The 24,496-nt window shown below is 32.7% G+C and carries 19 protein-coding genes; 1 reads left to right on the top strand and 18 read right to left on the bottom strand.

The features are described from left to right. Positions 1–7: 7 nt before the first annotated feature. From GXM16_RS16365 to GXM16_RS16350, 4 genes are all read right to left on the bottom strand, one after another. Positions 8–790: a hypothetical protein gene (locus GXM16_RS16365; RefSeq protein ID WP_163395571.1), complete on the bottom strand. Its 783-nt coding sequence runs from the start codon at positions 788–790 to the stop codon at positions 8–10. 17 nt (positions 791–807) lie between these two features. Then, a complete protein-coding gene (locus tag GXM16_RS16360; protein ID WP_163395570.1) occupies positions 808–1,692 on the bottom strand; it encodes a hypothetical protein in 885 nt (294 codons plus the stop codon). A gap of 422 nt (positions 1,693–2,114) precedes the next feature. After that, the gene (locus tag GXM16_RS16355; RefSeq protein ID WP_163395569.1) at positions 2,115–2,795 is read right to left on the bottom strand and encodes a DUF1266 domain-containing protein; all 681 of its coding nucleotides are present in this window, start codon (positions 2,793–2,795) and stop codon (positions 2,115–2,117) included. A 4-nt stretch (positions 2,796–2,799) separates the two neighbouring features. Next, the gene (locus GXM16_RS16350; protein WP_163395568.1) at positions 2,800–5,364 is read right to left on the bottom strand and encodes a tetratricopeptide repeat protein; all 2,565 of its coding nucleotides are present in this window, start codon (positions 5,362–5,364) and stop codon (positions 2,800–2,802) included. Positions 5,365–5,592: 228 nt separating this feature from the next. Between GXM16_RS16350 and GXM16_RS16345 the strand changes: the two genes are divergently transcribed. Continuing rightward, positions 5,593–5,790, top strand: coding sequence for a hypothetical protein (locus GXM16_RS16345; protein WP_163395567.1), 198 nt, complete (start codon positions 5,593–5,595; stop codon positions 5,788–5,790). 46 nt (positions 5,791–5,836) lie between these two features. On the opposite strand, the gene GXM16_RS16340 is transcribed toward GXM16_RS16345, so the two are convergent. The 14 genes from GXM16_RS16340 to GXM16_RS16275 all read right to left on the bottom strand — a co-directional run bounded on the left by GXM16_RS16340 (position 5,837) and on the right by GXM16_RS16275 (position 24,429). Next, positions 5,837–6,142, bottom strand: a complete 306-nt coding sequence (locus GXM16_RS16340; protein ID WP_163395566.1) for an Imm43 family immunity protein — start codon at positions 6,140–6,142, stop codon at positions 5,837–5,839. Between the two features lie 3 nt (positions 6,143–6,145). Then, entirely contained in the window at positions 6,146–7,318 is a 1,173-nt protein-coding gene (locus GXM16_RS16335) for a hypothetical protein (protein WP_163395565.1), read from the bottom strand. Between the two features lie 2 nt (positions 7,319–7,320). Next, positions 7,321–9,237: a hypothetical protein gene (locus tag GXM16_RS16330; RefSeq protein WP_163395564.1), complete on the bottom strand. Its 1,917-nt coding sequence runs from the start codon at positions 9,235–9,237 to the stop codon at positions 7,321–7,323. A gap of 1 nt (position 9,238) precedes the next feature. After that, positions 9,239–10,534 carry a leucine-rich repeat domain-containing protein gene (locus tag GXM16_RS16325; protein ID WP_163395563.1) on the bottom strand — a complete coding sequence of 432 codons (1,296 nt, stop codon included), beginning with the start codon at positions 10,532–10,534 and terminating at the stop codon, positions 9,239–9,241. Then, entirely contained in the window at positions 10,527–11,357 is an 831-nt protein-coding gene (locus GXM16_RS22735) for a hypothetical protein (RefSeq protein WP_208797389.1), read from the bottom strand. Before GXM16_RS22735 ends, GXM16_RS16325 begins: the two co-directional genes overlap by 8 nt. A gap of 212 nt (positions 11,358–11,569) precedes the next feature. Beyond that, positions 11,570–12,265: a hypothetical protein gene (locus GXM16_RS16315; RefSeq protein WP_163395562.1), complete on the bottom strand. Its 696-nt coding sequence runs from the start codon at positions 12,263–12,265 to the stop codon at positions 11,570–11,572. A gap of 48 nt (positions 12,266–12,313) precedes the next feature. Next, positions 12,314–13,285, bottom strand: coding sequence for a hypothetical protein (locus GXM16_RS16310; protein ID WP_163395561.1), 972 nt, complete (start codon positions 13,283–13,285; stop codon positions 12,314–12,316). 70 nt (positions 13,286–13,355) lie between these two features. After that, positions 13,356–15,269 carry a tetratricopeptide repeat protein gene (locus GXM16_RS16305; protein ID WP_163395560.1) on the bottom strand — a complete coding sequence of 638 codons (1,914 nt, stop codon included), beginning with the start codon at positions 15,267–15,269 and terminating at the stop codon, positions 13,356–13,358. A 9-nt stretch (positions 15,270–15,278) separates the two neighbouring features. After that, complete coding sequence (locus GXM16_RS16300; RefSeq protein WP_163395559.1) at positions 15,279–16,328, bottom strand: hypothetical protein; 1,050 nt, start codon at positions 16,326–16,328, stop codon at positions 15,279–15,281. A gap of 249 nt (positions 16,329–16,577) precedes the next feature. After that, the gene (locus tag GXM16_RS16295; RefSeq protein WP_163395558.1) at positions 16,578–17,729 is read right to left on the bottom strand and encodes a hypothetical protein; all 1,152 of its coding nucleotides are present in this window, start codon (positions 17,727–17,729) and stop codon (positions 16,578–16,580) included. Position 17,730: 1 nt separating this feature from the next. Beyond that, positions 17,731–18,903, bottom strand: coding sequence for a hypothetical protein (locus GXM16_RS16290; protein ID WP_163395557.1), 1,173 nt, complete (start codon positions 18,901–18,903; stop codon positions 17,731–17,733). Between the two features lie 12 nt (positions 18,904–18,915). Next, positions 18,916–20,121: a hypothetical protein gene (locus GXM16_RS16285; protein ID WP_163395556.1), complete on the bottom strand. Its 1,206-nt coding sequence runs from the start codon at positions 20,119–20,121 to the stop codon at positions 18,916–18,918. A gap of 2 nt (positions 20,122–20,123) precedes the next feature. Further along, complete coding sequence (locus tag GXM16_RS16280; RefSeq protein ID WP_163395555.1) at positions 20,124–21,632, bottom strand: T9SS type A sorting domain-containing protein; 1,509 nt, start codon at positions 21,630–21,632, stop codon at positions 20,124–20,126. Positions 21,633–21,834: 202 nt separating this feature from the next. Further along, complete coding sequence (locus GXM16_RS16275; RefSeq protein ID WP_163395554.1) at positions 21,835–24,429, bottom strand: T9SS type A sorting domain-containing protein; 2,595 nt, start codon at positions 24,427–24,429, stop codon at positions 21,835–21,837. Between the last annotated feature and the right edge of the window lie 67 nt (positions 24,430–24,496).

Raw genomic sequence — 24,496 nt, 5'->3', positions numbered from 1 at the left:
CAAATATTTATTTCAAAAAATCCTGATTATTCAAATCATATTGATGAACCAAATGGTTGTCTAAATACAAATCGACTTTATTCCCCGGTAACAGGACTATTTTCATTGGTAAAACAATTTTGTGACGAAGCCAGAAAATATATCCTATCCGTGGGCCTTTTTTCTCTTTAAACAAACTATAATCTAATGGAAACTCCTTATAAAATGAAGGATTTTTTCCGGAGGGATAATTCCTAAAAATAATTTTATCTGCAAATCTTGTTATATTGGGATAAATTTCTTCATTCAAATTAGTGTGAATATCGGTCGTAAAACCGTTGGACGTATTTTTAAAACTAATTTCTTCTATAACTGGTTCTCCGCCGGATTTATTTATTAATTCTATTTTACAGCTGCTGAAATAATTGTAATAAAAAGACGCACCAGTAATATCTTTGTATACATACCTTCCTACAACAAACAAAAACATAAATCCCAACGGAATTATAAATGCTAATTTTGGCAGGCGATTTTGAGTTAGATGAGAAACTATAGCTAAACCACACAACAGGCATGCAAAAGTTATAAACGCCGGCATAATATATTCTGAACCATTCGGACCATTACTCCCTCCATTCGGGGTTGCATGTTTCAGCGCAACATACAAGGAGGAAACAAATAAAGCAATTACGCCCGTTGCTACTAATGCGGCTGACCAATGTACAAAACGCACTAAAACCCATTGTATACCGGCAATAATAATGGTTAAAATTAACAACATACCTATCAATTCCTTAACGTCATCATTCATATTTTTAGTTTTTGTGTTTAATTATTCTCCCAATCATACTTCTTCTCCTGATATTCATCTATCCAGTCATCTGGAAATGTTTCATAAAGATTAATTAGTAATTGTTTATTTTCTTCGGTATTTTGAAAATCTTTATAAAAAGTTCCTAAAACCCAAACCAAATGACCGGATAATTCTTCTTGTTTATGAAGCTTTAAGAGTGTCTTTTTTGATTCTTTTTCCTCACTCAAAAGCAGTAATAATACACAAGCAAAAAAATAGAAATTAGCTCCTGTATTTTGATGAAATTCATTAGCAGTAAATAACAAAACTGCTTTTCTGACTCTTTCTAAAAGCAATTTATTTTCAAGAAAAACAATGAATTTTTCTTTGTTTTTTCTCATGCTGAAAAGATCAACGTAAGAATTCGCTTTCCCAATAAAATCTCTAATTTCAGAATAATCCTTATAACTGGATTTATATATAAAATCCTGATCATTTTCATTTAAAACTTCAAATAACAAAAAAGCTATTTGTCTGTTCATATCACAAACCTGATATTTTGATTCTTCTAAATCAGGCAACAACAGAGTCATGGCTTTTTGGAGATATGGATAATTAATTTCATCTATTTTGTATAAATTACCTAACCTAAGCGTGTGATAAAGAGTTTTTATAATATCATTCTCATCAAAACCTTTCATTTTGGTTTTTAGGATTTTAGCAATTTCATAATGTGCCATATAATAAAACCTCCCCTGAAAGTGATATTGTTTAGCAACATCTTCGCTTTCTATAAAATGGCGAATAGTTGCTTTTTTATCAGCTAAAACTCTACGGAAATCCATTTTGTCATAAATTTCCCTTTGTTCGTGCAATACTTTCTCTGATTGTTGTTCAAAATCAATATTTGATGCAGACATAAACTTCTGATAATTTAATCCCCTTGTTTCAACTTTAAAAACTCTGTATCAGTACCGTAATACCTTTGATTATCATAGAACCTAATAGTGCAACTGGTAAAAAATAAACAGGTAAAAGCATTATCATACCTCCATCTCCTGAATAAGGCCGGCCATAACGCCCGCAAATATAAATTGAGAAATACCAATAAATAAAGAAACATGCAGACGATAAAAACCAATGCGAAACGAAATACCAATAGCCCTCTGAAAAAAATGAATATAGAAAGTTTATTAGCAGGCATATAGCAAACAAATAGATTCCGGCTTTGATTATTGCAGTTTCTGAAAATCTGGAAATCAACATTATTACTGTCAACAAAATACCATTAAACAGCAATTGACAGTATACATAATTAAGTGACGATAATATTTCTGTTACATCATTCATAGTCATTCCAACTAACGTTTAGCCATGGTGAATTTTTATTACTAAGCAAAAAAGTGATGTTATTTTTAGTTTCCCTCATAGTTACTTCATTGTAGTTGTCCCTTTTCCAGAATTGTGCGCCAACTAAATAAGACAATCCAAAACTTTCCCATGAATCAAAAGATTTTTTAATAAGATTACCGTTTTCTTTCAATAAATTCCAGGTTTCTTCTTCAGTAATAAATCCATTGTAAAAAGCATGTCTGATAACCCAGGCACAGCGCCCATAATGCCATGCAAAATCACTGTTGTTTAAGTCGTATTGGTAATTCCGTGTCATATCAGTGAGGTTTCTTAATTCCATCATATTATTTCCAAAATACTTTGTTTTATCAAATTCTGATTCACTCAAAAATTCCCAGCTGTTTTGTACTGGTTCGAAAGTTTTTTTTGTGTGCAGATATTTTATTGTATCACTCAAATCTGCAATATTTTTTGTATCCCAATCGCGTAAGAGACATTGTTTACTATCCTCAAGTAATGCCTCAGTACCATAAATATGATGTGGCAGCAAGGTGTCATGAAACTCTTTATTGAGTTGTGTAAGCATAGCTGAAGTAGCTATGAGCCATAATTGCGATTTGCTTAAATTTGTAGGATTTTCGAATTTGTAATAGGTTGTAATGGTGCTCATCGTGTTATTTTAAATTTTCTGAAAGGTTGAAAGCGTTTATAAAATCCTGAGAATTATCTATTAATTCTTTCCATTCATCCGGGAACATCCATCCAAATTCAATACACATCTTATGGTACTTCAGAGCTTCATACTGATTTCCTTCTTCTAAATAAAAATTAGCAAAATGATGTGTAAGCCAGACATGCCCTGGTTGTGGGGTTTTAATAAAATCAAGGTAAATAGTTCCAAAAGCCACTAGGTATGATTTCATATTTTTTTCGAGACAGGCCTGAAAATTTACAAGCAGATTATTCGCCAGCCAGTCAACAGGCGGATTATCCATTTGCAGATAACATTTGATACAACTTAATGCCCATTGCATTTTTTTCTCATCATTACCCTGCACACTATATGCATAAGAAATATAAAAACAGGACAAACGTACAGAAGGATCATCAGGCTGTTTTTGCAGCACTTCAAGCGTAGGCATTTCCAGTAAATGAATAAGCTTTTCATATTGCTGCAATCCATGCAAACATTCCGGTAATAATTGAAATTTACATTTTTCCAGAAGCGGCCAGTTGTACTCTTTTACATTTTCCAAAATACACTGGAGATAGTCTAATCCTTTATCGTAATTCCCAGTTTTATAACATAAATTGGCAGCCCAATACATCGATCTGGAACCATTATCGTTTGTCCAGAAGCTATCCGGTTTTGGATACTTGTCGTATAATTCGAGCATATCATTTACATAAGCCGCATTATGATGCTCAGTTTCGATTTTATCCATGTAATAAGATAAACTGGTTGTAAAATAAAAGAAATATTTAGGATCAAATTCATTGTTGCGGCAAATACTCAACAGCCATTTTGCTCCGTTATGGGCGTTTCTGTACTGCTGCAGTGAATAAGTACAATCACAGTATATTTCATTGACGATTACATTGTATTTATTGTAAAGTAAATAAATGTTGGCGTATTCTAGCGCTTCAGAATGTATTCCTAGTATTGATGTCACCCTTGCCAGGTTATAGTAATTGCTTATTTTGTCAGGATTTATTTCTTTAGCCTTTAATAAAAAATCATATGCTTTTTCATGATTATTATCGGCAAAATAAAACATTCCCATCTGGTAGTTAGCCATCGAGTCATTAGGATTCTCTCTGTAATACTCAAAAATAAAATCCTTTTCTGACTGAATTTCTGAGAAATAGAGCAAATCATGGAGATAATGTTCCTTTATTTTTCGAATTATTTCTTTGTCTTTCGTTAGTGACAAGGCTTCAATAAGTTCTTCTTTATTTTTTTCGCCTGTTACTAAAAATGTTTCTACATCATTTGAATAAAGCAATAATGCTCTTATGTCGCCATCTTGTTTTGGAGCTTCATCTGCAAAAACACGAACCTCATCAAACATTTCTTTTTCGATGAGCGTACTGATAATGTTCACGTAATACTGCTTGTGATTATCTTTCGGATCATGCTCGCTAATACAGAAATCAATATATTTTCGGCTAGCAATCGCTGCGGAGGTAACATATTGCATATTTAGCGGATTAATCTTTTTGAGGTTTTCAAATATAATAAGTGCAGCTCTTGGACTTTCTAACTGCAGATAACATTTCCCTAACAGAAACAAGCATTTAGCATGATTTGGTATTAATTTTAAAGTCTCAATTATTTTTTCTTTAAACTGTTCCGGCTCGTAAAAATGAGAAAAAAATTTTGCCCGAATGTAAAGCAATTGTTCATCATCTGGAAAAGCCGTTAAGGCACTATGAAGCGTATTTTGAAAAATATCTGTAATATTTTCTACTTTTTCTACAAAAACGGCTTTGTATAAAATGTTCAGCTCCCGCTGCCATATCAATAATGGTTTTATCTCTGCGGGCAAACCGTCAGAAAGCGCATTGAAAGCCTGAGGCAGTAAATTATTACGATAATAATTAGAGGAATTCATTAACCGTTTATAAATATCATCCAGCTGTGACCCAGAAAACTGGCCTGTATTGATGACATCGGCATGCAAGTCAAGTTCTAAATTTCCCGCGCTCAACAAATGATGCACAAATCCGTATTGCTGCCAGAATTCCTTATTTTCTTCATTTTTTGTTTTAGGAAAAAAAAATCCGAAAGGAAAAGTATCGTCGATTAAAAACAATACATCAGATTTCAGAAAAGGTTTTGCGTTTAGAAAATCAGCAGCGGGTTGTAAATAATTTTCAAGTTCGTTGCCCCTGAATGCTTTTAAAGAATCTAATACCGCTTTCCATAAGAATTTATTAAAGCGTGTCGCCGGATTATCATACAGTATTTCAAAATATCTGATTAATCCTTCGGGAGTACCATAATCTTCAGCATTGAAATCTTTGATTATTTCACGGTATTCATCAGTAATTACAATTTCATCGTCTGTAGCTATACTATCGGTATTTTTAATAAGTCTCTGCGAACAATGTATGTAGTTGAAAATTTTTTCAATGTCTATTTCAAAATCTAAATCGGATATTTTATTGATTAAGGCATTTTTTATTTCCGTTTTGTCCGAAACTGTATTTACCCCTAAAAATTGCTGGTCTGTCATTGTGAAGATTTTATATTAATCCAGTTGATGTAAACAGACAAATATAATTCCGGCATATTTTTTTACCCTCATTACTTATAGTGAAATTTGGTTTTATGATAGTAAATTATTTAATTCTAATAATTTAGATTTTTATCTTTATCACAGAAAATGAATAAATATCATAAACTCAAAGTAAATAGTAAACTAAATTTTATGAAAGATAAAACAGATGCAGACAAATTACATATGAAACTGTCAGATCTTGCTGCTCAGTATCGTTCATCATTAGAAGGAAGTGCGGAACATTATGAGTCACTTAAAGAATATTATGAAGTCTTCCATGAATTAGTTAAACAATCCGGAGGAATAGTAGGATTAGATCCTGATGCAGAATTACCGGACAGGCTTATGCCAAAAGAATATGTGGAGTATTGGTTAAAATAATCAGTCATCAATATCAATTGTCATTCTAATTAAATTAATGAAAACCTTATTTTTCACCATTCACTCCATCCCATCTTTCCGGAGAAATAAGTTTTATGCCTTTAATATCAGACTGTATTAATTTTTCTTTTAAATCCTGATTAACTAAAATCAATCTGGTAAAATGTTTTAATCGAAAAATAGGTTTATCATAAAAACATTTTTTAAGCACCAGGTTTTCTATTGCATAAATAACCGGAGTTGTATCCTCTACTATATCCGCATCTATTTGTGAATGTTCAAAATCAATACAATCTTCTAAACCTGTAATATTGGCTATATAAAACCTATCCAATGCTGGGATACCTACCATTAATCACTTATTGTTTGAAATATAGAGCTTCATTTTTTTATAAAAAGCTTCTTCGTTACATTTTTCAAAATCACGTGCCATTACCAAAAAGTTTTCTGATTTGGTAAATGATTTTGAAAAATCGAAATGCATCAATCGCTTGCAAACTCTTAAATAAGTATCAAAAACCTGTTTTTCCCATAATTCGCATGCTTCTTCATTCTGCCACGGAATATTTTCTCCGTACGAAGTTGTAATCAGATAATTGGACTGAATATCAACTGGATAAAAATCAATATCAATCGGATTAGGTTCATCATTCTCAGAGAAATACTGCATATCGGGTGCATTGTAAAGTTTATACAACTCATTATCCTCAAAATTGCCCTTTATTTCTGAAGTTACACCAAAAGCAATTGTTGGCGGAAAAGGCCCCTGCATAGTATATTCAAACAATATACAATAAACAGGTTCTTCTATCTTTATTTTTTCAAGAATCTGGTCTGCTATATTCTCTACCAAAAATGCTTCTAATTTTTCTAAAACTTCTTCAATATTTTTAGTCGAAACTGTGGTATCAAACAAAATACGAACCCTTCCGTCTGAAGCTGTTTCTGTAATCATTACTAAATTTTGGTGAGTATCAAAAGTCAATTCACCGATGCAATGATGATTGTGTTCAGGCCATTCGAGTTTATATTTTTTGATGATTTCGTTTTCCAGGGTATAAGTTTTAAGCGAAATACCATACTCTGTACACTCTATAAACTGATGAGGCATTCCGTTTTTTAAATAGAGATAACTCAGATTGGTTGCTTTTACAGTTTCTTTATTTTGATATACCGAAAAACTTTTGTGATACTCTTCTGTGTATACATAAAGGGTACTATAAAAAACCCCGTCGCCATAATGTTCTCTTTTAAGATAAGCTTTCCTGTTTTCAAAATTGATTTTGTATTCGTAAAGATCGTCCGTTTCCGGATCAAAATCTTCTTCTGATTCAATTGTCAGTTTTGCATCAGGAGCTAAAACTTCATTGGTAAGCTCTGCAAAATAAGGCTGAATATCAAACAAATTATATTTTGACTGAATCGTAATCAGATTTTCATCTGCTAGTACATCGATCTCTTTTTCTATAAACGTATCAGCAATATGATCAAATTCTTCCTGTATTTTGGCGTATAATTTATTGTACATGTTTATTCCGTATCAAATGGTGGTCTGTTCCTAATTTCTTCCTTGCGTTTTTCCCAATAAACTGTTAACGCTTCATTTGACATTTTATTTAGTTTTTCCCAACTTAATTCAGGATTATAGTAATAATTTTCTTCCACCTCTTCTATAAATAAAATAGTTTCATCTAAAAATGCTTTCAGCTGATTGTATTGTGAATCTTTAAATTGTTTAAAAAGATCCAGAAAAGTAGCTTTAGCACATAGTTCATGTAAAATCAGACTTTTTGTAGCCTGCAAGATTGCTTCTGCTTCATTACCTTCCAATAATGCAATACATGTTAACATTCCATAAGGATAACTGTAAAAACCTTCAGACTGAACCTCTATCTCTTCAGCAACACTTTTGAGTTCGCTCAGGGATGGTTTGTTTATATTACCTGAATAAGTGTAACAAAATTCTAAATATTCTGCATACCTGAGGTTTAAGGATGGATTAGATTTTACTTTTTCAATATTATTTTCAAACATTAATCTTGCCTGTATAATAGCATCATCAGCCAGTGACTGCTGATTATTTTGCAGATAAATTCCGGCAATTTCCCTAAGAATAGTAACAATGTAAAATATTTCCAGAAAATTATTTTCATCCGTTTTTAATGCTTGTTCATATAAAGAAATTGCCTTTTCTAAAAAGTCAACCCGACTCATGTTAGTTCCGGTTTTGCTGAAAAACTCTGCACATTCATATAAACCTGTACGGGAAATTTCTTCCGGCATATATGCTAAAGCCTTTTCTGCCCACTGAAAAGCAGCGTTTTCCGGAAAAACGTTTTCAATTTTTTTCCATTGCATAAATTCTTTCATGTCCTGATAACCAAGAGCTATTTTATAAGCAAGAACGCTTCCTCTTTCTTTTTCCAGTTTCTTAATTTCGATATTGAACCTGTTTAATTCCTCGGTTTGCATTCTGCTTATGTCATCTTTTTCAAAAGGATAATACAATAATTCCAAAAACGATACCCATGATGCTTTTTCCGGATTAAAAACTATTGCTTTTTTAATTTCTACAATCGAATTTTCCCAATACAATAAAGCATTTTCGGGTTCTCTTTCTATCATCATTCTATAAATCAGATATGCAAGACGATGGATTTCGAGTTTATCTTCCGGATGAGAAATCAAATAATTATCATAGGCTTCCAGAGTTTCCCTGAATAAAGGAAATACCGTTTCTGATTTATTCATACATGCGGTTTCAAATACTATATGCAAGGCATAGCTGCGGTTTTTCCATCTTTTTTCGTCATGTAAAATTTCCATCTTTTCTACCATTGGCAGCAAACACTGAATGCCTTTTTCAGTTAGCTTGTCGCTGTTATAATCATAATACATTTTCCAGAATAAACTATCGTATCCGTTTATTGCCAGGTCTTCTTTTTCTAATTTGGAAGAATGGGTGCTTTTGGTTTGTTCAAATAATTTATCCAGTCCGTTGACGTCATAATTGGTGACATATTTATCTATTTCTTCATGAAAAACAGAAATTACATATGGCTTTTCCAGAAAATCATTTGTTACTTCGGTATGTCTCAGAAAAAGCATATAATTTTGATCGGGATTGACCTGAAAATAATCCTCATCGATATAATAGTACTTAAAATAAGGTTCTTTTTGACCCGGATTTTTTTCATCGCGGAGCGTTTCAATACAATCCTGTAGCGCTTCTAAAGTAGAAATTCCAAAATAAGAATCTAATTGATGACTGATGTCTGTATTTTCGATTACGACAAAAGGAAATGTCTCCATTTCAATTTCAAAAAAAGAGGCTTTTGCGTATACTTCGTCAGACAAACTCTCCATATACGCTAAATATTGTTCTTCATAAAGGCAGATTGCTACAAGCCATGACTGTGTTTCCTCTGTAATTTTTATAATATACATTTTATTTATTTTTTTGATCAGGGTATTTTTTTATATTCTCAAGTAATTTTTCTCCGTTCTTCTCATTTAATAAAGCATTTTGTACATTGAGGGGCAATGTATTAAAATACTTCTCTGTCATGCCCTGAGGAAGATCTGCGAAAGAATCAGTATTTGTAGAATTTCGTACTACAAAAACACCTCCGCCCAAACGGTTACTGCCACCATTTTGAGCTGATTCCATAAATACGAGGGAATTTTGGGTTCTGATATTTTTTGGCAATTGAAAAGTTCGAAGCCCTAAATTATAAGCCGGAACAAAACTTATTTTTGGTACTTCTAAGATTTTAATCCTGAAGGTTTCTCCTCTTGCCCTAAATCGGACATAAGCCGTACCCACTGACTCTCCCAGTGTATAAATTGGAATACAGCCATATCTTGCAACGCCCTGTAATCCTTCAGAAAACTCTTTTCTATAGTTCACAATAGTAAATTCACGATTGAAACCTGTTCTCCAATGTACAAACGGATTGGTATTAGTGGTTTCTAATCTGATCATTTCGATTTCCGGCTCAGATGGCGGAAAAGTCTCTTTATTTGAAATATCCGGCAGATAGTAATCATCAAAATCATTGACCGTCCTATCTTCGTAAAAACGGCGGATCATCCGACTGTCCCTGACTCCTGACAGCAGAATTTCAACCTTTCCGCCTTTTTTGAAAATCACGCCTGCTTCGTGAATCTGATCCCCCAGAAGCCGAAGATTAATATATTCTATGTATTCTGATGAAGTGTATAGTTGTATAAAAAGTTTTTCAAAATCCCTGCGTCCAAGATCTAAGGCTGCGTTATATATCTGATCGTAAGGAAGCTCTTTTGTTCTCCCCGTTTCTAATAAAGGAATATATGAAGCAGGCCCGTAAAAACAGCCACTTCTGTTAGAAAATGACAAAGACGTTTGCAGAACAGTAAGATTGTTTCCTGTTTCATCCAGTAAGGCATATGCTTTTCCATCGGACTTATTTTCATTTTGATATTCTCTAAAATCTCCGGTTTCATCAACATCCGAATAAACCAAGTATTGTTTTAAGGACGGAATATAAAAATAACGAGGATAATAGATCCGTCCACGAAGAACAGGAGCTAGTTCATATTTTTTGGAACTGCTTAAGATCGTATTACGAAATAAGTATTTGTATTTTGCTATTTTTTTGTTTGTTACTATAAAAAACAATCCTAACAATAAAAATGGAATTAATATATACCAATTTAATAATTCAATCATTTTAGTCTTGTATCCAATTATATAATCATTCATAAAATATTCCTAATTCTGAATCACCTGTTTTCTCTATTGCCCTCAAAGTAAAAATATTGTCCGTGTCGTTTCCAAGAGCTAGTTCGGTATCATTCCGTTTTCCAAACATCCATATCATGCGATTTTGTGTATCCGGAATTTCTGTTTGTACTTCAAGTCTGTAAATAGCTTCAAGAAAAACTTCTTTCGTAATTGGACAATCCAGCTGATTGAGCCTGTCTCTTAAAATGGGGAGTGCATTTTTTACATCCAGATCTGCAAGCGCGGCAGCAACAAAAGACAGATTTTCGGTTCGTTTGTAATTGCTCAAATAATCAAGTGCTCTTGTTTTATCCTTTTTAAGAATGCAAAAAGCATAAAACATTTTCATAATATGCTCCCGTTCATTAATATCATATTGATTCGATACCGCATCATCTAAAATATCCTGAATTTCTTTTATATCTCCTTCATAACTAAGTATACTAAGCGCAATGGATAATGTTCCTCTTTCAAGATTAAGCTCATAAAATTCCTCTTCTAGACCTAAAAATTCTTTATATAATAATGGCGCAAGTCTTTTTTCACCGAGCATTCCGGCTGTTCTTACCAATGCTCCAAATGCAACACTGTTCACCATTACCGAACTTTCGTATCCATCGTTCCATATTTTGTCTTGTTCAGTTTTGAAATTGTATGCTTCTTTTCTCAATGTGTCAAAACTATTCTCAATAAAGGAAATTATTCCTGACCTTAACTCAGGAAAATTTGCATAGTTGATTAAGTTATATATGTGTTTTGTTTTAGTGTCATAGTATTGAAGTGTTAGCTGCTTTTGCGCCATTTTTAATGTTTCATTAAATAGTTGTTGAGTCTCATTCATTAGTATTGCTTACTATATTTGTTTTTTTATACTCATTTTTTTGGTTCGTGCTAATTATGTTTTTACATAAAAAGCACATCTTTTGAACAACTGTTTCAGGATCGACTTTTAATTGGTTTATAAGCTATGGCCAAATTGGTTTTGTGTAGATTCCATTTTAAAAAATTAAACATTTACACATTTAAACTAAGTACATGCATCGGCCATCTTTCATGACGCTTAATGAAAAGATGAAATGATTTTCCTGTATCTATTTTAATCGGATTTGCCTCAAGAGCTTTTTGATGAGCTTGTCTGATGAGTGTTATTAATTTCAGATGAAATAGTTCATCATACGCACTTGTTACCGTGTCTAAGTCCACTTCAATATCTGCTTTTGAATTCAGATCGTAATATTCATTGAATTTACCTGAAAATTCTACAGCTAATTTTTCGTACCAGACATTCATTACCGGATCCAGACAAAACCCTCCGAAGCTATCGTTGATTTGCTCATTTAATTCCGGCTCCATTTCAAAACCATCATGACCATCTATTGAAAGCAGATCTGTATTGCCCGGTTTGCCATCAAAAATGCACTCTCTATAGGCATATCCTTCATATGCATGAATATTATTTACTTCTCCTCCGTCATAAAACCATTCATATACCAATGCCTGAGCATTATTCTCATTTATAAAATTTTGTAAATCTGTAATGTCGGGAGCAAACTCTTTAATTGCATTCGAAACGTTAATGTTTTCTAATGCGTCATAAACAGTTTCCGGCATCACAGGAAGTTTTGCCCCTTTCTCTTCAATTAATTCTTTTAGCCATTTTTTTATGGCCTGTTCTCTTTCTGAAATTCTTATTGCTGCTGTATTGTCCATATTTTGAATTTATTTAGTGTTTATTTTTCAGATCATCGAAATGAACATTTATAGTATACGCTTTATTCCAAATTTGATTTTTTTATATTCTTCATTAATTGGACTGTGTTTATTTTCAGGACTGTCGATAAGTATTACATCTTTATAAAAAAATTTGACTCCTCCATTTAAATAAAGATGCAGGTATAAAGGTTTGGTTTCCCTGCCCCTAAATACTTTAAATTTATCTATCGAACATTTTTTTTGTTCCTCAATAAATTTTTCAAAAGGAAAAGGAATTTCTACTGCATAATATTTATTCTCAACATAGGAAAACCATGATAATAGAACAGTATTTGCATGAAAAGGAATCTGAACCATTTCTCTGTATCCTTCTTTATTAGCATAATAATGTCTGGATTTTGCTTTCATTGCCATAAATTCTTTTTGAGAATATGACCTTATGTTATTCGTAATTTTTATATCAGAAGATTTTCTGTTTAATGTATTGACAAACTGAATATTATCTACAGCTAAAAAAAAATCCAAATCATGATTAACAGCCAGAAGGATATTTATAAATTCAAGATCCTGATATTTTTTTGCAAAATAATATTGCCCAAATTTTAAGATATAATACAGCAGCGGGACACCAAACAAAATCATTAGCCAGCTATAAAAATGAAAAATGTTGAATTCATTCTTTTTTTGATATAAAATCAGTAAATAGAATCCGAAATCAGCTATTAATAAAACAATAAATATGATTATAAACGAACAAAACCAGAAAACGCCGGAGCTTAAAAATACTGAATCATTATTATTAAAAGCCGGGAGATATTTTTTTACACCTTTATGAAAGTAATTTGCGGTTAAGGCAACAAAAGCATTAAAAATTATTGCGCTTTCCGTACCTAAAAAATATAAGACAGGATAAGAAATGTAAGATGCTATTACCAATGGCAAAACAATATTGGCAAGCAATTCTTCAAAATTACAATGGACTGGTTTTACTTCTTTATATAATTTATATCTTTTCATAGGAGATATTCATAATAAGCCAAATGTATTGTTATTGAATTTCTCAAACATCACTATTTGTAGTGATTTTCTATGAATAACGTAGTCCTTTACTTTGTAAAATAGCATTTAATGTTGCAGACTGATGCCCTAATTCTTTAGATTTTTCTGCTGCTTCAAATGCTTTTTTAGGATTGTTTAGCTTACAATAGATTTCGGCAAGATTGCAGACATACATTCCGTCTTTTGGATTGCTGAGAATTGCTTTTTCAAAATATTCCAATGAATCATCATACTTAGATTCCTGATCATATAAACAGCCGTAATTATTGTACATATGTGCCAAAGCTGCCGGTTCATGCTGGGTTTTGGCAATAAAAAAATCTTTTTTGGCATAGCAGGCTTCAAATCCTTCTTTATACCATAACAACCTTACTTCCAAAAAATAAGCAAAACCATATCTCGGATCAATTGCTTTAATTGTGTCGCATTTTTCCTGTGCCCGATCATATTGTTTGCTCCAGACTAAATCCCAGGCTTCACTATATAACGCTCTTTTTTGCTGATCTTCATCAATATCAAGCAAATGATCTGTCATATCTTGTTTACGGTCTTTTTTAATATAAATTTTCCAATTAGTAAAGAGTATAAATTTGTCTCCAACTCTAATTGTGAATTTCAAACCTGTTTCTGACAAGTCTTCAAAAACAAGTTCAAACAAAACAGGAATTTCTTCATTTCCGGCAGTGAGCTCTAATATCAAACGATAAAGTTCCTGAGTATTGATGTATAATGCCAGCCAGTCATATAAATAATTCCCTCTGTAAACAATTCCGAGTTCTTTTGGCAGAAACCTTAATTTTATTGTTTCCAGTTCTGCAAATTCAGTTTTATATTTACTAAATGACACGTCTCTTACATCCGGATAATTATTTCCTTTAAGCCCTGAAACAGTCATACTCCACAGCATCTGTTTGTTTTTTATTAGAAAACGTTCCTGGACTCCTCCTGAAGTTCTGATTTTTTCTACTAAATCTGAAAAAGCTTTTGAGTCACGATAATAATCATGTGAATCGCGATGGAATTCTATTTTTTTATTTCGTTCCTCCTTTGAAATGGCAGTCGGAATGCTTTCCGCTAGATCAATTACAACCTCATCAGCATTAAAAATGCGGATCCCGCCATTAGCATGAATGTGAAGATTAAGCGGTTTTGATTTTTTGCCTCTCAAAACTTCCGAAACATTTGTGGGATATTTTTCCTGTTCGATAACAAGTTTTTCAAAAGGAAAAGGCAATTCGATATCATAATACTTATCTTCAATAACAGAATACCAGGACATAAAAAGTACGTCTGCATCAAAAGGCAGATGTATTAAACCACCAAAAACATCTTTTTCCAGATAGTTCCGAACGCTGTTTTCATTCATTTTCTTAAGTTCTGCTTCAGAATAAAAACAGTTAGGCTTTTCTAATTTGATATCCGACATGGTACGATTTGCAGTGTTCACAAACTGTATCGTATCAATAACGGTAAGCAATTCCCTGTCGTGATGCACCGTTAGATATACTTTTATATAGGTTACTGCCATTGAAGTTTCCTTAATATAATAGCGGCTATACTGAAAAATATAATATAAAAGGGGGCTGCCTAAAACAATTGAAAGCCATAAATAAAAGTACAATTTATTAAAAACGTCTGTTTTTTGATAAATAACCATCGCATAAACTCCATAATCAATAAATAAAAAGAAACCTGTAGTAAGAGCAACCCGAATTAAAAAATCTAAGGTTATAGCTGTGGATGATTTACCAAAATAATAGAAATAAAAATTTCCAATAAATGAAATAATTACATTAAAAAGAACGGTAACGACAATACCAAAAAAGTATAACAATCCATAGCTAATAAGAGAAGCCATCACAATCACCGCTATAGGGAAAGCAAATTCCGGACTAAAATATACTTCCTCTGTCTTTTTATAAGCACTGTAATTTTTTTTCATTTTTTTCAATTATTTGATTTCAGAATAATGTTCCGGATTTTCAAATTTAGGTTTTTGCATTGGTTCATAAGAAGCCTGGATTTCAGTCTTTACTAATCCTGTAGTTTTATTCACTGCGTATTTACCAAAAGAATATGGATTCCTGATATCAATAAAATAATCTTCTTTTCTCTCGTAAATGGTGTTTTCAAAACTAGTCGAAAATACTCCAAAATTTTTCTTTACAAAAGCAATTGCCTTTTTGTCATTTTTGGTTTCGATATAAAATTCAGATTTAAAAAAGTCATCAAAAGGCGAAATTTCATTAGTACTTAAATTCACCGTTATGTCATATGAAAAACGTTTTTCAGGATCAGTTCCAAATGGCATATATCGTATAATTCTTTTAAATTCAACCAATGTGTTTTTAGTATCCGCCGAAACTACAGTTTCATAATCATTAAAATCCAATTTTAATAAGGACTGCCTTTTATTTAGTAAGGCAACAGCCATATCAATAATTTCTTTTTTTGAAGTTTCATCTCCTTCAAAAAAAATTATCTTTTCTTCACGATAATAAATAGATTCAAGTACAGGTTTTACCTGAGCAACAGAATATGTACCTTCAATCAAACCTGATTTAAAACCTGTTTTTTTATTTATAAAGAACTTACTGAAAGAAGTTTTACTGCTGTTGCTTACCCAGTAATGGTCTTCATTTTCAGTGATGGTAATTTCTGAATTTGAATGTTTTGGAAAATCTGCCTTCTTTTTAATAAAATCCAGCTGCATTTTATCTGTTTCCGTAGGAATGTAAAAAATATAGCTGTATCCTGAATCAAATGGCAAAACTTGTCTGCTAATGAGATTTACTGTTATATCATAATATTGATATGGTTCAGCATTTAATGGAATAAACCGGATATATCTTCTAAATTTTACTATTATTTCTTTACTGTTTTGCCAGGCTGAACTTTCAAAATCATCAGAATCAATTACTATTGAAGGCTGTTTTTCTTTTAGAATTTCTAAAGCTATCTCAAGAAGTTCTGCTTTCTTTTTTGTTTTTAAATTCTCCATGGTATATTTTTTAGAAGGCTGAGCCAAACAAATAACTGTGTTTAAAACCAAAACGGCTTTCATCATAAAAATTATGATTCTTTTACCTTCTCTAGCCAAATTATACTTCATTATTTCTCTTCAATAGCTTCTAAGAATCAGTGTCCTTCCAAAATCTGATTGCTGTTATTTTATTAAGATCTGTGAGTTCTGAAAAATCAAATTTTTCTTTTGATAAATCTATCAGCAGTTAATTCTTTCCATAATCTTTTATAAATTATCATCATCCGTTTCATATACAGTTTCCTCAACAGCCTGTTTTTGCATGGCTCGTTTTACAAAAACATTATCATTTTCAGCACCAAGTGCCCGCTGTGTCGGAGTCAGGTGTCCGTTGAGCCAAATTATTCTGTCTTCAAGGTTTACAGGAATATAATCTGACTCCAGTCTTTGGATCGCTTCCTTATAAATCTCCCACATCACAGGATGCCTTTCCTCCTTTTGTCTTTCAATAAATGATGGAAGTGCCTGTTTAAAACCTAAATCTGTTAAAACAAAAACAGCGAACATTGGATTACTGTTCGTTTGGAAATAACTGAATGCTTCGGCTGTATTTTTTTCGAAAAACCATTTTGCATATAAAGTTTGTTTAACAAATGTATTTTCCTGATAATGCTCTCCGGTCTTTATAATAAAATCATTTATGACACTGATATCAAATGCAGTTTGAAAATATGTTAGCTGCATTGCCATAAAACCTGAAGCCTGTTTCATTTCGTAACTTCTTTTCTGTTTACTACTAAAAGTGTAAATTTCAAAAACCAAATCAGCAAACTGCTCTCTGTCTGCTTGCTTAAATGAAGAAATTGCCTGAACTAATTCTAACAATGTGTCAGCATCTGGATCCTTATTTGCTTTTTGTCCGTATTCAATTTTTTCTTTTGCATACGTTTTAGCATATTCAAAAGCAGTTTTAAAAAAGGAAAGAACAGCATTTTTAAACTTTGGATTATAATATGCTTCTACCAATGCAAAAAGAGATTGGCTGTTTACATATAACTGCTGAAAAAACAAAAAATCTCCACCCTTTAAAAAATCTGTTCCATAGTTTAAAACTTTTTGAAAAGCTTCTTCATTATCCAGCGCGATCATAACATCATAGCGTCTGTCAACATCATAATCTGCTATTTCAATAATTTCATTCCGGAGTTTTTTACTTCCTGAAATTTTGTATTCCCCGATGGCCTGATTGATGTAATGCCCGATCAGCCGACTGATATAGGATGCAAAAGAATAGTAATCATCGGTGTAGTCACGATAAGAATACGATCTTATTTTATCTACTATCAATTTATATCCATTGGGATGATTTTTTGCAAACTCCGCTATTTGCTGCGTAATTATTTTTTCAAAATCTTTCATGTTATTGCTGTTGTGCTTTTAAAATTAATTCTTTCAAAGTTTCTAAACTCAATAAGACTTTTTGGCAAATCATTTTAGAATCTTCGTATTGGGTATATTTATATTGCTCTTGTTTTTCTTTTTCGATCAAAAATCCTCTCAACGGATTTCCTTTTTCATCCAGATATAGAAGTGCATTGGTAGTGATGCGCTTATCCAGGTCCAATACAAGTGAATAATCATTGCTGTCCTGATTCGAAAAATATGGAATGGGCTGATTGTTCATCATTAAAAAAACTCTGGAGATTAAATTTGAATTAGGGCCGTAAGCTTCATTATACAGCTCTTTATTCGTTTCCAAATTATGATTCTGAGACCTCAAAACAGTGTTATCATTGAAGAAAAAATAGGATATAAAACCCGGCAGGGGCTTTATTGGCTGAGAAATATCAGCATAACTGAAACTATATTTTGTGATGAGTTTATTTTCGACTTCATAAAACACATTTCCATTTTTAGAATCCTGAAATTCAACTGTGATACTTCTAAACTTATTGTCTATTGCCTCATCCGCTACATTTGGCATACTTTCTTTATAAATAGTATAACCGTTTGGTAAAAACTTAAGTTTAATCAATTCGGCATAATGCATCGCCATGATCCAGAAATCTACATTTGTAATCTTTCCATCTTTATAATATTCCGAAGCCAAAAGATGCGCATCATCTAAACGGAATTCTTCCCGGTGAAGCAATCCGTTTTGCGGCTTATCATCCTGATATATTGTTTTGGTAAATTTTATATTAAATTCCTGTCCCTCGTTATTTATTAAATCAAGAAGAGAACAGGTAAACTGAAATTTTAAGGTTCCATTTTCATAATAATCAATCTGTGGAATTTCCAATTCATTTTTATAAACAAAATAGCCCTCAAAAGGTTTTCCTTCTTTATATTTTCCAGCCAATTCTTTTTTGCCATCTACAAAATAGCGGTAATTTGTTGCTTCTATTAAATTTCCTTCTTTGTACAAATGCTTATATTCTACTGTTTCATTATAAGAAGTATGAATTAATTCACCCTCGCGTTTTCCTACGCTATTCAGTTTTTCCTGATCGTATTCGTATTCCATATTTTTAATTTGAGCGTTCATAATGATATTTCCAAAAAGCAAAAAGAGTAAAATGACATTGTTCATTTGAAATGGATGTTAAAAAGGATTGTTTATTCTGACAGACCATATATAACCGTTATTTCGATCCCGAAAGTAATCTGCGTTTCCAAGAATGATGATTTCCTCTAAATCTTCAAGTCTTTCACTTTGAGGAAAAATTTCTTTGATTTGCAGGTAGCGGTTATGGAATTCCGGGGTATCCTGAATCATTAATTCGAAACCGTCTTTATCAAAATTGAGATACTTTATGCTTTGGTGCCAGATTCCTTCCGAAAAGTGATTAAAAAGTATAAAAATGCCGGTGCCCTTCCCCACCAGCAGAGTTTCTCCAATCAACAGGCAGTTGTTATCAATACCCGGAATGAGTGTGTGAATTTTATAAATTTGAGAGAAATTCAGGAGAATCTTTTTAAAAGACAAAATGGTTCCGCCTGCAGTTACTCTTCCAAACAAAGGTTCTGAAAAACCCGTACCTGAATTCGTTTGGTCTGATCCTGAAAACCATACACCATCCTGAATAGTTTTACCATTTTGGGCTTTAAAAAACGGAGCCATTTTATGGATGGGCTGTAGATTTTCGGATCCAAAATGTCCCAAACCCTGATTCCAGATTAATTCGTTATAGTTATTATATTTAGAAATACCATAATCCTCGGTAACGAAATAATTTTCTGAATCTGAATCCGGAATATGAAACGCAATCTTTTTAGGATTGGACTGATCTATATCCTCATCACTCAAACCCGAACTTTCAATGATTATTTTACTTTGCCATTGCACCGGAACATAATCATCATGACTTCCGCATGGCACACATTGATACCAGCTTCCGCTGATTAAAAAAGAATCGCCTTCGTCTTTTTGTATACTATGTATTTCTGTCGAATATCCTTTATCTAATAGTTTGGAATATATAAGGATGTTCTCTTTAAATAAGGCTAATACCGCACAAGAATACAAGCCCGAATATTTACTTCCAAGCAGATAAAAGCCATTATCAAGGTTATAGATACAATTCCATTTCAAATTTTTTGAAAATTTACATATCTTATTGATTTCTAATTTATTAAAAACAATAATCTGCTGAGATAATGATTTATATTCTTCTGTTTTCCAAACGTTTAAAAGCACAGCATAATCAACACCTGAGGCACTCACTCCTGCAATTTCTGCATGGTGGATATCCTTAAATTTTCTTTTTAAATTTATTGACCTGACTGATATGTCTAACTTCTTTACCAATGCTAATTGATGATGATTTTTCTTGTTGCTGCTTTGTTATCTTTTTCCAGAACAATAAAATAAGTTCCTTTTGATAATTGGGAAAAATCGATTACATGTTCTTCATTATTAGTTAAAATGACAACTGTTTTTTGCAATTGCCCCAACATATCGTAAACTGAAATTTTATCAAAAACAGCATTTCTTATATTCAATAATCCGTGAGAAGGATTTGGATAAACAACCGTTTTTTCAAAAGGTAAGTCAACTGTTCCAAGCGTACAGCTTTCTGAATATCCCATAGATGTATCTTTTTTAGAACCCCAGTTGGTATTCGAATAATTTTGATTGTCTACTAAAATACAGGTCAAATCCGGATTGTTCCTGAAATTAGGATAATTAGAATAGGAATATGCAATTTTTGCATTGTTGGTATTCTTTAAATTAAGACTGGTCAGTTTATTATTCTCACATTTTAAAAACTCTACCTCCTTATTTTGAGAAAGATCCAAGGTGGTCAATAGATTATCACTGCATTCTAATCTATTCAGTCCCGATAGCATTGAAACATCCAAAGCTGTAACCTGATTGTTGGTCAGCATTACATACATTAAGGAACTATTCTTTCTAAAATCTAAGGAAGTTAATTTATTAAAATTGCAAAGCAACGATTCCAGTTTGCCATTTTTAGAAATATCAAGCGAAGTGAGCTGATTAGAAGAACAGGACAAATTTTTCAGCAATAAATTATGCGAAATATCCAAACCCGATAATTCATTCGTTGCGCAGGCCAGATAAGTTAATACTTCGCAACCCGTAACATCAAGGTTTTTCAGTTTATTTGTAGCTGTTACTAAATAATTTAACTGATGATTATTGGAAATATTTAAAGCAGTTAACTGATTTTTAGAACAATCTAACCTGTTTAATAAAATATTCGCTGAAATATCTAAACTGGATAAATTATTATTGTAGCAGGATAAAATTTTAAGCTTTGCAGATTTTGATACATCCAAAACGCTCAATAAATTTCCATGACACAGCAATTCTTCCAATTCTCCGTTGAGAGGCAATGAAAGGCTTGTAAGTTTATTAGAAACACATTGCAGTTTTTTCAGTTCATTATTTGCGGCTGTATTTAGTGTAGTTAAATTATTTCTGGAACAATCTAAATAGCTTAAACTTATATTTTTGGAAACATTCAGACTGGTTAAAGTGTTGCTGTAACATTGCAAGGTTGTAAGATTAATATTTTTCGAAAGATCCAGGTTTTGCAATGAATTAAAATAACAATATAGCTCTTTAAGGGCAATAAAACCCTGGATTCCGGTTAAATCCGAAATATTACTGTTATCAACTGACAAAGACGTTACTTCGGTTATGGATGAAGTTAAAACCCTTGAATCAGGATTTCCGCTGTCGATTCCTAAAGAAATAAGTTTCTTTTCAAAATTAAGATCCGGAATACTTGTATACTGCGCATAATTTGAAAGACCAAAACAAAGGAAAAAAGTGAGTAAAATATTTTTCATGAAGTAAAAATTAGGAGAGGGCTTATATTAGTTTATAATAAATCAAACCGACTTAAAGGTTCAGTCATTATTTTATAGCTGAAAGCAAATTTAATTTTTACCCAAACCAAAGGAATCACTATAAATAATGATTTTATATCTTACAAAAAAGAGCTGCCTAAAATTATTCAGACAGCCCTTTTTGCATAAAAACTTAAACGTTCTAATCCTTAATCAGTTTTGACACATAGGTATTTTTATCACTTCTTACTTTGACAAAATAAAGTCCCTGAGGTAAACCTGACACATTGATTTTTTCAATACTGCTCTGAGATGCAAAAGATTGCTTTTTAACTACTTTTCCTGTTGAATCTGAAATAATGACCTCAGAAATTGCTTCATTCAAAGCAGAAACAGTCAATTCATTCGCGACAGGATTAGGATAAAGCTGAACATTATCTTTGATTTCTGCATCCGGATCATCAATTGTTGAGGTATCATCCGTTTTTCCCGGTTTTAAACCATTTAGGATAGCATCAATAATTTCTGCTTTCTGCTCTTCAGTAATACCGGCAGTATTAGCTGATTTAGACGTGGTATTAAAGGTCAATTGGTAGGTAAAACCACTGTCATAACAGTCACATTCCGGCGTGTACATTCCAATGATATACAATTTATTATTTGCAAAAGTATAACCAGGGAAAGTCGTAGTCAGATCCCATGTTGTTGGCGATGAAGTTCCTGCAAAAGGAGGCAGATTACTTCCGGCATTGTTTCCGTGGGCAAAAGTGCTCCAGTTAATCACGATAGAAGGATATGAAGTCACCTCGGCTATATACCAATGGTACTTTCTGCAATTACCTTTTATACTGTCGTCTGACGTTGTAATACCATTAACCGATGCAATAATCGCATTATTGGTTCCATTGTGCTGCACTGTGATTGCAAGCCCCGGATTGCCTAAAGTCCCTACATAAATATCATCAATCGCTAAGTCATTTCCATCCCCATTACCCGTTTCATCAAGATAAATCCGAACGGTTTCACTGGTGCCTGTTGCTGTGAAAACTACATCTGCATTCTGCCAGTCACAAGCATTCGTTGTTGCCACATTTATTGTAAATAAGGCTGAACTGGTGGATCCCGCTTCTATTTTAACTTTTGGAAAAATATCAAAAGTACATTGTTTCATATTTTTGAAATTAGCACAAAAACGATATTTTTCTCCTCTTCTTAATCCTGTTATGGTTTGTTCCCAAATTACAGAAGAACCCGTTTGCTGTGTTTTTCCGTTCACTGTCAAATAATTATCATTTGAAGCATAGGTTACAGGATCGGCACAAAACGAATGATCGGTTACTATTGCCCCAAAAGCTGCTGCAGTATTCGTTACATTATATTGTCCCGGATAAGTAGTTGCGTCCAGAGTGTAAGTACTGGAGAAACCTGTATTTCCGGCTTCAAAATTACCATTCACAACCAAATTTTCTGAATCACAGCAATAGGCTCCTAAATTATTGATACAAAAACAGATATCATTATCAAAACCTGAATTTTGTCCATATTGAACCCCTAAAACAGGGTTAGCAGAATACTGGACAACTGTTTGTACATTTCCGTTTAAGTCAACTAAATTAAAAGTGAGTTTTGCTACTACATCATAACAGGTTCCCGGTGTCTGGTTTGGGAAATCAGTTGCCGCTACATCAACTGTATAATTGGAGCCTAAAACCGTGTTGGCAGCTATGGTATTCAGTAATGTTCCGTTTTGATAAATCTCAAAACTAATCTGAACATTGGTTGCCGCAGCAGGAACAGTAAATGTGCCATTAAAAGTTTGTTTCGGATTTATACAATCGTGTCCTTTTAAATCTAATTTAATATCTCCTTCAGTACTTCTGCAGGTGGTACACGTATCATCAATATAGGTATATCCATTATGAGCACTCTTAGAACAATCAGCGTTAATAAACATGACCACCACTTCTCTTCCAATATGGCTGGACAGGTCCAAATATGCACAACGCCAGTCTCTATAATACTGGGGTCGTGCAGAAGGAGAATTAGTCGCACTGATAAAAGGATTAGACGGGGCGGCAATATCTACCATTTTATCAACAGTTACCCCGGTCATATCAACTGCTTCTGCAATAAAAAAGACTTCAGTACCATTTACAGTCCCATCTGCATTTGAGTGACTTCTGTCCATTACCATAGCGTATTGAAAATAATATTTTGCATTTGCTGCTGTTACCACAAAACGCTTGGCAATCCCTTCTGACCCATAACCTGCCTGATCATTTCCTAAACGAATAGATTGTGTACCGGAAGAACCAGGTGCTGTCTTAGACATTGAAAAAGAAGGGGACGAAGCCAATAAAAGGGCATCTGTACCTGCTGTTTCAATTGAAGTGAAATTCTGCCCGTATGCAGTACCCGTAAGAGGCAATGCAGAAACGCCCGGATTCAGTGTCAGGCCATTTTCAATTGGAAGTGTTGTAATTCCGTGTTTCAGGCTCAAGCCCGTCCAGCCGCTATAACCGCTTTCAAATCCCGAATTAATACAAGGCTCTTTAGACAATTTTATATTTTGCAAAATAGACTGAATCTGTGTAGAAGATTTGATCGAAGGTTCAGATTGATTTTTAATAAATTCTTCAATATTTCTGGCTTTAACTTCTTTGGTCCAGCTTAGATCATATTCATATTCCAGTTTAACATTTCTGACTGTTATTAATGTATCCTTATATTTTTGTGCAAAAACAGACCCGGATATTAAAATGAACAATCCCGTAATTAGATGTACAATTGTTTTCATAATAAAAATATTTTGAGGTTAATAAAATTGTATATACACACTTATATCAAATTCCTCCTACAATTGT

This window comes from Flavobacterium limi (assembly GCF_010645075.1).
Classification (GTDB): Bacteria; Bacteroidota; Bacteroidia; order Flavobacteriales; family Flavobacteriaceae; genus Flavobacterium; species Flavobacterium limi.
The sequence above is the reverse complement of the archived record's forward strand: the minus strand, read 5'-3'. Positions and strand labels throughout refer to the sequence as shown.